This is a genomic window from Streptomyces cavernae, assembly GCF_004023625.1.
GTDB classification, from domain to species: domain Bacteria; phylum Actinomycetota; class Actinomycetes; order Streptomycetales; family Streptomycetaceae; genus Streptomyces; species Streptomyces cavernae.
Map to the genome: position 1 here is coordinate 217461 of NZ_RPDJ01000015.1, position 12539 is coordinate 229999.

The 12539-nt window shown below is 68.9% G+C and carries 11 protein-coding genes and 1 pseudogene; 9 read left to right on the plus strand and 3 right to left on the minus strand.

The features are described 5' to 3' along the window. The first annotated feature begins 23 nt into the window (after positions 1-23). From EF387_RS25835 to EF387_RS25880, 8 genes are all read left to right on the plus strand, one after another. Entirely contained in the window at positions 24-1133 is a 1110-nt protein-coding gene (locus tag EF387_RS25835; protein WP_238431686.1) for a carbon-nitrogen hydrolase family protein, read from the plus strand. After that, on the plus strand, positions 1130-2092 hold the full coding sequence (locus tag EF387_RS25840; protein ID WP_202918369.1) for a serine/threonine dehydratase: 963 nt from the start codon (positions 1130-1132) through the stop codon (positions 2090-2092). Before EF387_RS25835 ends, EF387_RS25840 begins: the two co-directional genes overlap by 4 nt. Before the next feature lie 364 nt (positions 2093-2456). After that, the gene (locus EF387_RS25845) at positions 2457-3197 is read left to right on the plus strand and encodes an SDR family oxidoreductase (protein ID WP_128378997.1); all 741 of its coding nucleotides are present in this window, start codon (positions 2457-2459) and stop codon (positions 3195-3197) included. 57 nt (positions 3198-3254) lie between these two features. Further along, the gene (locus EF387_RS25850; RefSeq protein WP_128378998.1) at positions 3255-4154 is read left to right on the plus strand and encodes an SDR family oxidoreductase; all 900 of its coding nucleotides are present in this window, start codon (positions 3255-3257) and stop codon (positions 4152-4154) included. A 75-nt stretch (positions 4155-4229) separates the two neighbouring features. Next, entirely contained in the window at positions 4230-4562 is a 333-nt protein-coding gene (locus tag EF387_RS25855) for a nuclear transport factor 2 family protein (protein WP_128378999.1), read from the plus strand. 68 nt (positions 4563-4630) lie between these two features. Beyond that, entirely contained in the window at positions 4631-5251 is a 621-nt protein-coding gene (locus tag EF387_RS25860) for a TetR/AcrR family transcriptional regulator (protein ID WP_238431687.1), read from the plus strand. A gap of 594 nt (positions 5252-5845) precedes the next feature. After that, positions 5846-6211, plus strand: coding sequence for a Rossmann-fold NAD(P)-binding domain-containing protein (locus EF387_RS25875; RefSeq protein ID WP_128379001.1), 366 nt, complete (start codon positions 5846-5848; stop codon positions 6209-6211). Between the two features lie 3 nt (positions 6212-6214). Next, positions 6215-6853: a hypothetical protein gene (locus EF387_RS25880; RefSeq protein WP_128379002.1), complete on the plus strand. Its 639-nt coding sequence runs from the start codon at positions 6215-6217 to the stop codon at positions 6851-6853. 461 nt (positions 6854-7314) lie between these two features. On the opposite strand, the gene EF387_RS25890 is transcribed toward EF387_RS25880, so the two are convergent. Then, the gene (locus EF387_RS25890) at positions 7315-8559 is read right to left on the minus strand and encodes an MFS transporter (RefSeq protein ID WP_238431688.1); all 1245 of its coding nucleotides are present in this window, start codon (positions 8557-8559) and stop codon (positions 7315-7317) included. 540 nt (positions 8560-9099) lie between these two features. On the opposite strand from EF387_RS25890, the gene EF387_RS25895 reads away from it, so the two are divergent. After that, complete coding sequence (locus tag EF387_RS25895) at positions 9100-10968, plus strand: ABC transporter ATP-binding protein (RefSeq protein WP_162467212.1); 1869 nt, start codon at positions 9100-9102, stop codon at positions 10966-10968. Between the two features lie 45 nt (positions 10969-11013). Here the strand turns inward: EF387_RS25895 and EF387_RS48595 are convergent. Together EF387_RS48595 and EF387_RS25905 are read right to left on the minus strand one after the other, a co-directional pair. Continuing rightward, positions 11014-11350 (minus strand): annotated as a pseudogene (locus tag EF387_RS48595) (NF041680 family putative transposase); the annotation flags it as partial. Positions 11351-11450: 100 nt separating this feature from the next. Next, positions 11451-12386, minus strand: coding sequence for an SGNH/GDSL hydrolase family protein (locus EF387_RS25905; RefSeq protein WP_238431689.1), 936 nt, complete (start codon positions 12384-12386; stop codon positions 11451-11453). Positions 12387-12539: the final 153 nt, after the last annotated feature.

A 12539-nucleotide genomic window follows, 5' to 3' on the forward strand; every position in this document is an offset into this window, starting at 1 on the left:
TCGCCATCGGCACTCTGGCGGGCATGACCAGTGACGAGAGCACTTACAGCGGCCGGGACACAGGTTCCGGCCAGGCGAGAGTCGTTCGGACCGGAGTGGTGCAGGCCGCTGCGGTTCCGTTCGATCCGGTGGCCACGTTGGGTGTGGTGGAGCGGTGGCTGTCCGAGGCGGCCGAGCGGAACTTGGACCTTGTGGTGTTCCCTGAGGCGTTCATCGGCGGGTACCCCAAGGGATCGGCGTTCGGGGGAGTGGTGGGCGACCGCACCGCTGCCGGACGAGACGAGTTCGCCCGGTACTGGAACGGAGCCGTGGAGGTGCCCGGCCCTGTCACGGACCGCCTGGGCGAACTGGCGGCCGGGGCCCGAACGCACCTGGTCATAGGCGTCGTCGAACGGGACTTGGGCACGCTCTACTGCACGGTCCTGTTCTTCTCCGACACAGGAGCCTTCCTCGGGAAGCGGCGCAAGCTCATGCCTACCGGCGCCGAGCGGATGATCTGGGGGTTCGGCGACGGCTCGACCCTTGAGGTGCACCGTACGAAGCTCGGCCGGCTCGGGGCCGTGATCTGTTGGGAAAACATGATGCCCGCGACGCGGATGGCCATGTATGCGCAAGGCATTGAACTGTACTGTGCGCCGACGGCGGACAGCAGGGAAAGCCACCACGCGACCATGCGTCATATCGCCATGGAAGGCCGATGCTTCGTGCTGGCGGCGAACCAGTGCCTGCGCACGAAGGACTTTCCCCCGGACCACCCCACGCCGTACGGCGACGACCCGGAGCACCTCATATCCCGGGGTGGCAGCAGCATCATCGGCCCGCTGGGCGAGGTGCTCGCCGGGCCTGTCCTGGATGAGGAGGTCCTGCTGACCGCGGACCTCGACATGGGGCAGATCCCGTGGGCTCGCTACGACTTCGACGCCGTCGGCCACTACGCGCGCCCCGACATCTTCCGCCTCCACGTCGACACCACAAGCCGCCGTGCCGTACCGACCAGCGACAGCCTCAGCAGCGTATGTCTCTCGGACGATCTGCCGAGCGAGTCCGCCTCATCGCGTGCCGCGCCCGACGGCACGACCGACACTTCCATCCCCTCTCCGAGGCCTTCCGGCTCGTTTGGACACCGCCCATGAATGCACAGCCCGTCAGCATCCCCTCCCTGGACGACATCGCGGATGCGGCCAGACGGATTGGCACCGTAGTGCGCCGCACACCCGTGCTGCAGGTGGCGGCCGGGGAGTTGGACGTGCCCGTCCCCGTTACCTTGAAGCTGGAATTCCTCCAGCACACCGGCTCTTTCAAGGTCCGCGGCGCGTCGAACGTGCTCGCCCTCCTGATCGCCGCGGAATGCGGTGCACCGGCCGCCGGCGTCTGCTGCGCTTCGGGGGGCAACCACGGGGCGGCCGTGGCCTGGGCGGCGCGCGAAGCCGGCCTGCGCGCCACCGTGTTCGTGCCCGGCTTCGCACCCAAGGCCAAGACCGACATCATCGAATCGCTCGGCGCGCGCCTGCGCCGGGTCGACGGCTTCTACGCCGATGCACTCGCGGCCAGCCAGGACCATGCCCGGCAGGAGGGCGCCTTCCATGTCGACGCCTTTGACGATCCGCTGACGGTGGCGGGGCAGGGCACGCTCGGTCTGGAGCTCGCCGAGCAGGTACCAGAGGGGCAGCCCGTCCTGGTCGGGTGTGGTGGAGGGGGCCTGTACGCAGGGACCGCCCTGGCGCTGGCGGGGCGTAACCGCGTGATCGCAGCCGAACCGTCCTCCGCGCCCTCGCTCACAGCGGCACTGGAGGCAGGAGAACCGGTGGACGTCGAGGTCGGCGGAATCGCCGTGGACAGCCTGGGTGCCCGCCGGGCGGGCCGTATCGCCACCGCCGTCGGCCTCGCGCTCGGCATGAAAACGCTCACCGTGTCGGACGAGACCATCGCCGTCGCCCGCGAACTCCTCTGGCAGCGGCTACGTATCGTGGCCGAACCCGGCGGAGCCACTTCCCTCGCCGCGGTGCTCGCCCACTCCGACCACTTCCCGGACGGTGCAACGGTCGTCATCTCAGGAGCCAACACAGACCTCCCGCCGAGCGTTGACTCCTGAGAGACCGAATCAATGTTCGGCTCAGGGTCGGTCCCGCAGTGACTGCGCCGCCGGGCACAAAGGCGCCGTAGCCAAGGCACAGCCAGTGTCCCTGTCGCCGGCGGGCTGCCGGGGAACACGGCACTGGAGGTGGTGGGCGGGAGGCTGAAGCCGGCCAAGCTCGGCAGGGCGGAGGAGTCCAAGCTCGTGCGCCGTTCAGGCAGATGGCCAGCGGCATGCTGCCGAAGGTCGGCTTCCCGGAGCTGATGCTGGAGGTCACCGAGCTGCTCGTTCGGAGAAATCTTACCCACAGATATGGACGCCGCGTTCATTACGTGCTTATATGTACGTGTCGTTCATTTGCTGGACCGGAAGGAGAACAACCATGAATACGTCCACCACCAACCGCGTCGCGTTGGTCACCGGCGGATCGGGCGGCATCGGCCGTGCCGTGGCCGAGCGGCTCGCCCAGGACGGTCTCGCGGTCGCCGTGCAGTACGCGGGCAACAAGGCCAGGGCCGAGGAAACCGTTGAGGCGATCATCGCAGCCGGTGGCAAGGCCCTCGCGGTGGGAGGCGATGTCGCTGACGAGAGTGCGATGAGCGCGGCGTTCGACGCGGTCGAGTCGGCCTTCGGCGGCGTCGACGTGGTCGTGAACACCGCCGGCATCATGATCCTGGGCCCGATCGCCACGTTCGACCTCGCCGACCTGGACCGGATGCACCGCACGAACATCCGCGGCACATTCGTCGTCTCCCAGCGGGCGGCGCGCAGCGTCCGCCCGGGTGGCGCGATCGTCAACTTCTCGACCTCGGTGGTGCGCACCCAGCTGCCGGCCTACGGCGCCTACGTCGCCAGCAAGGCCGCAGTGGAGGGTCTGACCCTCACCCTGGCCCGTGAGCTGCGCGGCCGGGACATCACCGTCAACGCCGTCGCCCCCGGCCCCACCGCCACACCGCTGTTTCTGGACGGCAAGGACGACGCCACCATCGCGAAGTTCGCCAAGGCGACCCCGCTGGAGCGGCTGGGTCGGCCCGAGGACATCGCCGAGGTCGTCTCGTTCCTCGCCGGCCCCGCGCGCTGGGTCAACGGACAGATCCTCTACGCCAACGGCGGCCTCGCCTGACCCCCGCCGCCCCCGCACCATCCCGCCTTGCTGACACTGCTGAAAGGAACCACGTCCATGTCCACCACCGGCAACGTCATCGTCATCACCGGCGCCTCCAGCGGTTTCGGGGCCCTGACCGCCCGCGCGCTGGCCGACGCAGGCCACACGGTCTACGCCGGCATGCGCCAGACCACCGGCCGCAACGCGCCCCAGGTCCAGGCCGCCGCCGACTACGCCCACGAGCACAACGCCGACCTGCGCTCCATCGAGCTCGACGTGAACTCCCAGGACTCGGTCAACACCGCCATCAAGCGGATCGAGGCCGAGCACGGCCACATCGACGTGCTGATCCACAACGCCGGCCACATGGTGACCGGGCCGGCCGAGGCCTTTACCCCCGACCAACTCGCCGAGCTCTACAACGTGAACGTGCTCTCCACCCAGCGCGTCAACCGCGCCGCGCTGCCGGGCATGCGCAGGCGCGGTCAAGGACTGGTGGTCTGGGTGTCCAGCACCAGCGTCAAAGGCGGCACCCCGCCCTACCTCGCCCCCTACTTCGCCGCCAAGGCCGGCATGGACTCCCTCGCGGTGTCCTACGCCGGCGAACTCTCCCGCTGGGGCGTGGAGACCTCGATCATCGTCCCGGGCTCGTTCACCAGCGGCACCAACCACTTCGCCCACTCCGGCCACCCCGACGACACCGCCGTCGAGGCCGAGTACGAGACCAGGTACGCCGGCCTGATGGATCAGGTGGCGACCAAGCTTGCCGCTCTCGCCCCGGAGGGCGCGTCCGCGTCGCTGGTCTCCGACGAGATCGCCCGCATCATCGCCCTGCCCGCCGGACAGCGCCCCTACCGCGTTCACATCGACCCCGCCGACGACGGATCCGAGGAGGTCTCCGAGGTCGCCGACCGCATCCGCCGTGAATTCCTCACCCGCATCGACCTCGCCGACCTGCTCACCGTCCAGCGCTGAAACTTTGGACCTGGGACGGGCGCAGGACGTCAGCCCCCTCCCGTCCCGGCTCCCCACACCACCGAGGCAGTCACCATGACCACCATCGAAACCCCGGCCGCCATCGAGACGTTCATCGAGGCGACCAACCGCGGCGACGCCGAGGCATTCGCCGCCGCGTTCACCCACGACGCCGACCTCAACGACTGGGGCCGCGCGTATCACGGTCGCGACGGCGTGCGCGCCTGGGACCGCACCGACAACATCGGCGTCCAGGCACACTTCGACCTGGACGCGATCGAGCCCGGCTCGTCCCCCGACACCTATGTCGCGACCCTGACTGTGACCGGCAACGGCCACAACGGCACCGGCCCCATGACCTTCCGCCTGCGCGACGGGCTGATCGCAAGCCTGCGGATCACTCCGTGACACCGGCCACGACGGAAACTGCCACGACGGAAACTGACATGACCCCTGGCAACCGAGCAGGAGCACACGTGGCGAACAAGGCGAACGGCCCCGCCGCCAAGGAAGGCAACGGCCGCGGACGAGGGCGCCGGCCCGCGGACGAGGTCCGAGCAGACGTCCTGCGCACCGCAGGCGACCTGCTGCTCACCGAAGGTATCGCCGACCTCACCTTCGAACGCATCGCCAGGGCCTCGGGCGTCAGCAAGACCACCCTCTACAAATGGTGGCCCTCCAAAGGAGCGCTCGCCCTGGACGGCTACTTCCACGCCGTCGAGGAAACACTCGCCTTCCCCGACACCGGAGACATCCACGCCGACCTGCTCACCCAACTTCGCGCCTTCGCCCATTTGATGACCCAGACCCCGGGCGGACGCGTACTGACCGAGCTGATCGGCGAGTCACAGACCGACCAGGACCTGGCCGCCGCCTACCGGAAGCTGTACTCCTCGCACCGGCGTCGGCTGGCGGGAGAACGCCTCCACCGGGCTCAGGAACTCGGCCAGATCCGCACCGGCATCGACGTACAGGTCCTCGTCGACCAGCTCTGGGGCGCCGTCTACCACCGACTGCTCATCCCCGACGAACCTGTCACCGACGACTTCATCGTGGCGCTCGTCAACAACCTCCTGTACGGAGTCCGCCCGACGTAGGGCGGTCGTGACCACGGTGAACGCGGTGGTTGATGGCACACGGTGGCCGGTCAGCCACCTGCCCGGATCGTCGTTGAGAGGCTACGGATCACTGCGGCCGTCATGTCCCAGCAAGAGCGGTGACCGGGCCCCAGAACGAAACAGCGGGCAATCGGCCCGGGACTACGGACATGAGCCGATCAGGAACAGCGCTGACCAACGCCGTCGGGCACGTCCGCATGATCCACCCGCCGCCTCCGACCAGACCTCACCGAGAATCACACGGCGGCGATGACACCGGGCGCGGGCTGCTCCGCGCTCACGGGCTGTCAGGCTTCGAAGCCCTGCCGGGTGGCACCTCCCAGATCGCCTGGGACACGGAAGGGGGCACGGTCAGCGAGGGCAACCTCGCCGCCCAGGTCGAGCAGTGCTGTCTCAACAGCGCCACCACGCGCGCCGAGGCGGTGGCCATCTTCGCCGGCCCGGCCCGGTGGATCAACGGCCAGATCCTCTACGCCAACGGCGGCATCGCCTGCCCCTCACGCGCTGAAGCGGCCGTCGCCGCCACCGGCGACAAGCCCAGGCCCCACCCTCGAGACCCACCAAACAGAGATCATGAGCAACATCGTCGTCATCACCCCTGCCTCCAGCGGTTTCGGCGCCCTTATCGCTCGCACCCTCGCGGACGCCGGGCACATCATCCAAGCCGGAATGCGCCAGACCACCCCCCGCAACGCCGCGCAGGCCGAAGCCGCTGCTGCCTACAGCAAGGACCACGGAGTAAACCTGCGCTCCCTCGAACTCGACGTCGCCCCGCAGGAATCCGGCGAGTTCCTCACCCGCGTGGGGCTCGCCGATTTGCTCACAGCGCGCCCGGGCGATGGCGCAGCCGGCTCTCCGCGTGGGGCCACCGGGACTTCCCGGTCGCCCCTCCTCTGCGCGCCGACTGCACGCCCCGCACGTCGTACACCACGAAGGTGACCAATGATGCGTCTGCCACGACTTCTGATCGCCGGGATCTTGTTGTCCGTCACGGTTTTCCTGCTCTCGGCCCTCTTCGCGCAGCCCGCCTCCCGCTCGGTGGGCGCAGCTTCGGCGGCTGTGTTCGTACCTCTCTGGTACTGCCTGACCGCGGTGCATGCGGGGCTCGGCATGGCATACGGGATCCGAGGCGCCGACGAGATCGTCGTCTTCGGGACCACGTTCTCCTTGCCGACCACCGCGAGCCTGGTGATGTGGTGGGTAAGCGCGAGCGAGTGGGAGGGCGGTCCCGTCCTCACCACGGGCCGCACGCCGGTGATGCTCACGGCCGGCATGGTGCTCTGGGCAGCCGTGGCACTCCTGGTCGCTGTGCTGGCTCCCGGCGCCGCGGACGGGGCGGGGAGTTGGGCCGCAGCCGCGGCCGCGGCCTTCCTTCCGCTGTGGTTGCTCGTGTGCGGCGCCAATGCGTTGCTCGGCGTGTTCGCCGCCGGCTACACCTGGCGGGAAGAGCTGTTCATCATGGTCGCCAACCTGTCACTTCCCACCGTGGTCGCCCTGCTTGCGCCGTGGGCGATCAGCCGCAGGCGGCACGAAGAAGACGTTGCCGGATACGGGGCGGAAAGCCGGGAGACGACAGCCTGAAGCGGGCTGCCCGACCCGGTCGCCCTGCGGGTGCCGAGAACCCTATCCATGGCCTGTGACCTGCGGATTGTCGCGAATGGTCAGTGATCGCCGGATGAGCGCGCCCGCGCCCGCAGCGGGGGAGCGGGGGGCAGCGAACTCCGCCATGATCTGCTGGTAGGCCGGACGGTCCGGCAGCTTCGCAGCCGGCGGCGCGGGCGAAGTCGGATCGGGCAGTTCCAGCAGCGTCTTGCTGGTGATCCGGATTTCCTCGGCGGCCTTGTCGAACTCGTCCAGCAGCTCAGTCAGCTCCGCGATGCGCTCTTGGGCCGCCCCGGCCTCGGCCGTGATGTCCCGCTCCTGCTCTGGGTGTCGAGCACCACCAGGCTGGGGCCGGCGTCCGCCCCCTCATCTCGCGAACCTGCCATCGCAGCAGGTCGTGGCGACAATGTGCCGCGCGGTGCTGGATGGCCCGGCCCGGCTCACGCTTGCAGGGTCTTCTGCGGGCTGGTCTTCCGGAGGAGGGGCAGCAGTCCGGCCGCCACGAGAGCGGAGGCGAGGCCGAGGGCGCCGACGGCTTTCGTGAGGTGGCCGGTGGCGGACTCGAGGGCGAGCAGGGAGAGCGGGCAGAGGAACTGCCCGAGGAAGAACGACGCGATCCACAGTCCGGTGCCCCGGCCGCGCTTGCGGTATTCCAGCTTTGACATGGCCCAGGTGAGCAGCGTGGGCAGCAGAAAGCCGGTGCCGATACAGTTCAGGAAGGTGCCGAGGATCAGAATCGCCACGTTGTGGGCCAGGCTGATCAGCGCGAACCCTGCTGCGCACAGGGCGAAGATCGCGGCCAGTCTGCGCTCCGGCCGGCCGATCATCGAGGCGAAGATGACGGAGCCGATGACCGTGGCGGTGCTGGCGATCGCGGTGACCATGCCGATGAGGGCGCTGGACTGTATGCCCAGGCCGTTCATCAGGTAGGCCGTTTCGGCCGGGACGACGTAGAAGACGATGCCACCGAACACCGAGAGCAGGCAGATGCCGGCCAGCCGGCCGGCCGAGGAGGGCCGATGCCCGACGGTGAGCGCCTCGTCCACGGGGGCGCCCGGCCCGGGCTTGGACAGGAATGCGGCCATCGCGGGGGCGAGGAGCAGCCCGACGGCGTAGAGCTGGAACGGGGCGCGCCAATCCGAGGTTGCCATCGCCCCGCCGAGTATGAAGAGGGCGGTGGCGGAAATGGTGGCGCACACCGTCTGCAGGGCCAGGTAGCGGTCGCGTGCCCGGCCCGCGTAGTAGTCGCCGATCAACGTCGTGCAGGAGGTCATGACGAAGGCTTCGGCGACACCGAGGAGGGCACGGCTGGCCACGATGGCACCGAGCGAGTCCAGCCACAGCGGAGCGGTGCCGAACAGCGCGTACAGGCCGGTCGCGACGACCAGTGGAATCCTGCGTCCCAGGCGGTCGAGCAGAACACCCGCGAGGGGGGCGACCAGGGCGAGGGTGAGCGCTGGAATCGTGAGGATCAACGGGACCAGTACGTCCGCGTCCGGCACCGTCCTGAACAGCTCCTGCAGCTTCGGCAGCACGGGAGCGAGTAGCACTGCGCCGAGGACCGGCAGACAACTCCCGCTCATCAGGAGCGTCAAGCGCAGACTGCCCCCGGATTCCGGCACGGGCTCGGTGCTCCGGACGGCGAAACCGTCGGTGGGAACGGGCGAGGAGGTGAAACCGGGCACGCAAGGCCTCCACGTGGGCGGTGACAGGGCACGCGGCAAGCTGCCGCGTGGCTGTGCCCACCGCGGAGCGCCAGTGCACCAAAGGGAAACGCCCGGAGGAATGAGGGGGCGTCTGGACTTGCACGACTATCGGGCAAGTCGCTCCCTGTTGCCTACCCCCTACGCCATTCAACTGGTAGATCTCACCTATCCATCTTCTGGATGGTTCCCGGAACCGATCTCCCGCCGAAGGTCGGTTCAGGGCTCCGGCCTGCGGCAACGCTGCAACACCGACACTCTCCTGCCGCTCGCACCCGTCTCCAGGACCGACCGGCATGAACCCCGCGGCAACCAGCACAAGTGCTCAAGGCTGATCAGGTGCAGGCGTATATGGACATTCTCCATCGCCTGCTGAACACGCGTGATACCCGAACACTGATCCCTGGCGGGGAGGGTGTGTGGCTCACGGTCCTGTGAGTCGCACACCCTCCCTCCCGCCATGGCTCCGCACTTTCGATTGGACCGACCATGGCACCCGGTAACTGCTCGTCCTATACGTCCTTGCCCCGCTTGCTCACCCGGTTCCGCGCCCGGACCGCCCTTTCGGTCCTGCTCATCGCGGTCAACGCCGGGACGGTTGTCGTGCCGGCTTTCCTTGCCCAGCGAATCATCGACGAGGGTGTTCTGGCGGGCGACCGAACCCGCCTGTGGGGCCTGAGCGCGGCTCTGTTCGCCGCCGGCCTGCTGGCCGCCGGTTCCGCACTCGGCGAGCGCTGGCTGGTGACCCGGCTCGCCGAGGATGTCACGGCCCGCGTCCGCTGTGACATGTTCTCCCACCTCCAGCGCCAGTCCGCCGCCTTCTTCAGCGGCGCGCGTTCCGGGGCGATCGTCTCCCGCCTCCACGGTGACGTACACGGTGTACGCGACCTGATCGCGCGGACGCTCCGTACGACTGTCTCCTCCCTGCTCACCCTGAGCGTCGGCGTCATCGCGCTGCTGCTGCTCGACTGGCGGATCGCCCTGGCGGCGGTCGCTGTGACCCCCGTTGTCTACGTGCTGACCCTGCGGTCCGCCCGCATCCTCCCCGGCATAGCCCGAAACGTGCTGACCGCCACCGCGGACGTCGACTCCCTCGCCGCGGAGGGGCTGAGCGCGGCCGGCGCGGAGACGATCCGGCTCTACGGCGCGGCCTCCCGTACGAACGACCGTTTCCGCCGTGCCGCCATGCGTGTGCGCGACACAACCGTACGGGGCATGTTGCTGGACGCGAGGCTCGGCGCGGCACTGGCCGTGGTCACTACCTCGGCCACTGCGGCTGTCTATGTCACCGCAGGCGCCATGGTCATCGGCGGCGACATGACCGTGGGCACGATGATCGCCATGGCCAGCCTGCTCACCGTGCTCTACGGGCCCATCACCGCGCTCCCTGGTTGTCGCCTGGAACTCGTCCGAGGGCTGGTCAGCTTCGAGCGGATCCGGGAGGTCATGCTTTTCGAACCCGCGATCTCGGACCGGCCGGGCGCCCGTACCGCCACCGGACGCGGGGTCACCTTCACCAACGTGTCCTTCGCCTACCCCCCGCAGGAGACGACGGCCCCGGCCTCTCTCCAGTCCGCCCGCGAACCGGGCGAGCAGACGGGCACTTCCGGTGGCCCTCCGCGTGATGTTCTCAAACGCGTCACCTTCACCGCCGAGCCCGGGACGACAGTGGGCATCGTCGGTGGCTCGGGCTCCGGAAAATCCACCCTGACCCGCTTGCTCACCCGCTGCTGGGAGTCGACCGGGGGACGGGTGGAGATCGGTGGCCAGGATGTTCACGACCTCACCCTGCACAGTCTCCACCAGCACATCGGGGTCGTCACCCAGGAGCCGTTCCTCTTCCATGGCACCATCCGGGACAACCTGTTGATGGCCCGGGCAGACGCCGACGACGCCCGCCTCTTGGCCGCCTGCGAGACCGCCCAGATCCGGGACTTGATCGAGCAACTGCCCGATGGCCTGGGCACCGTGCTCGGCGACCGGGGCGTCCAGCTCTCCGGCGGCGAGCGCCAGCGTCTGGCCATCGCCCGGATGCTCCTGAAGGAGCCCGAAATCGTCGTCCTGGACGAGGCGACCTCACATCTGGACAACGCCACGGAACACCGTCTGCAGACGGCCCTCCAGCCGTTCCTCCGGGAGCGCACCTGCCTGATCGTCGCCCACCGGCTCTCGACGGTCCGCCAGGCCGATCTGCTCCTGCTGCTCGACGACGGCGAAATCACCGAGCGCGGCACGCATGTCGAACTCATGGGGCGAGACGGCCCGTACCGCCGTCTCCTGAACGCCAGGTCCCTCGACACGCGGAGCGGGAACATCACGCCCATGTCCCCGGCATCATCACCGGGGCCGACCACCGCAGCCCGGGCCTCGGGCAGCGATGCCAGTGGCTGAGGGAGACGGCGCGGGCCCTGCTTCCCGCAGCGCTTCCCGGCCACATCAGCTTGGCTCTGAGCTTGTCGCCCACCCCGTGCGGCGCGGTTGGTGCGGACCTTGTGGTGGGTCGGGCGGCTGTATGTTTCGCCGGTCACGAGGACTCTGCCCACTTCATGGCGGGTGGCAGGGTGACGGTTCTTCGAGCCCGGCGGTCGACCGGGGCCGGGACGGGACGGTTTCGGTGCACCGGCTGGGAGCCGGTCTTCGTTGCGCGGGTTTCTGAACCCCCGCCGGACACAGGCGGGGGTGAGCCTGCTCGACTCGCCGGCTTCTTCCAGGGATGCCGCAGATCGGTAGCCAGCGGGCGGGCGAGTCGGAGTTGGGCGTAGGCGGCGATCACCCAATGCCTCGAAGTTAAGGGCCCGGAGACGGTGTCAATTTGTCGGGCAGGGTGATCTTGTACGTATTCGGCGCGGTGTCACACCAATGCCGACACACCCTCAGCCGTGTCCGTGCCCCTTGCCCAGACGTTCCAGTACGGCCTGAGCCATGGCTTCCTCGCCCTTGGCGTTCGGATGTGCGGGGGCCGCGGGGGAGGTCGGCCGCAGGGGCTCGATCCAGCGGTCCGCGGGCGGCTTGCACATGTCATGGCCCAGCGTGGGCCCGTAGGTGTCGACGTACTCCGCGCGGTCCCACGCGGCCACCAGACGGAGCATCAGGTTCAGCCGCTTGGCCGTGTCCCGCAGATAGGGGAAGTCCTGGGCCGCGAACGGCACCGAGGGGTAACAACCACTGCCGTCGTCCGGCAGCAGGTCCGGGTAGCCGACGACGAGGACCCGGGCGTGCGGCGCCCTGGCGTGCACGGCCCTCAGCACACGGTCGACCTTGGGCGCCGTCTGCACGATGTTGACCGCCAGCTGGTCGACCCCGGAAGAGGTGTAGTACCGCTGGCACGGGTTGCCCGTCGGATCCTGGGAGCTGAGGCGGGCACAGGTGCCGATGATGGTGCTGAAGCCGATGTCGTTGCCGCCGATCTGCACCGTCACCAGATCGGTGTCTCGTTGCAGCGCGTTCAGCTGGGGGTCGTTGGTGCCCTGGGCCTTCCACATGTTCTCGGTCGTGGCTCCGGCGCAGCTCATGTCCTTGAACGCGGTCGTGTTTCGCTCCGCCGCCACGATCGAGGGGTAGTTGTGGTCGGAGCGGGCGCAGTTCGCGTCCACCTGCTTCGGAATGAGCGGACCCGATGTGTAGGAGTCCCCGAGCGACACATAGCGTGTGTGACGGCCGGAGTGCGCGCCGTCCGCCGCGGCCGGCACCGTCGAGGCCGCGAGGAGGGCGCAGCCGCCGAGCGCCGCCCCTACCGCAACAGCCCGCCGACGACGTGTCAGCGCCCTTGACGCTCCTGACGCTCCTGTCGGAAACATGTCGTCCGTCATCGCGTTCCTCCCCCCTGAGGCCTGGCCGTCGCGCGGAGCAGGCAGCGAGTGCGGGCTTCAGACGCGACTGAGTCTGTATACCGTTCGGTATGTCCCCGGGGCCAGAGTCAGGAAGCAAACACCCGACCGAGGATGGTGCGTGTGGCGCCGGGC

Coding starts and splice junctions, on each gene's coding strand:
- EF387_RS25880 (WP_128379002.1), top strand. CDS start 6,215: ATGATGCGTCTGCCACGACTTCTGATCGCCGGGATCTTGTTGTCCGTC.
- EF387_RS25850 (WP_128378998.1), top strand. CDS start 3,255: ATGTCCACCACCGGCAACGTCATCGTCATCACCGGCGCCTCCAGCGGT.
- EF387_RS25875 (WP_128379001.1), top strand. CDS start 5,846: ATGAGCAACATCGTCGTCATCACCCCTGCCTCCAGCGGTTTCGGCGCC.
- EF387_RS25855 (WP_128378999.1), top strand. CDS start 4,230: ATGACCACCATCGAAACCCCGGCCGCCATCGAGACGTTCATCGAGGCG.
- EF387_RS25835 (WP_238431686.1), top strand. CDS start 24: ATGACCAGTGACGAGAGCACTTACAGCGGCCGGGACACAGGTTCCGGC.
- EF387_RS25840 (WP_202918369.1), top strand. CDS start 1,130: ATGAATGCACAGCCCGTCAGCATCCCCTCCCTGGACGACATCGCGGAT.
- EF387_RS25905 (WP_238431689.1), bottom strand. CDS start 12,386: ATGACGGACGACATGTTTCCGACAGGAGCGTCAGGAGCGTCAAGGGCG.
- EF387_RS25845 (WP_128378997.1), top strand. CDS start 2,457: ATGAATACGTCCACCACCAACCGCGTCGCGTTGGTCACCGGCGGATCG.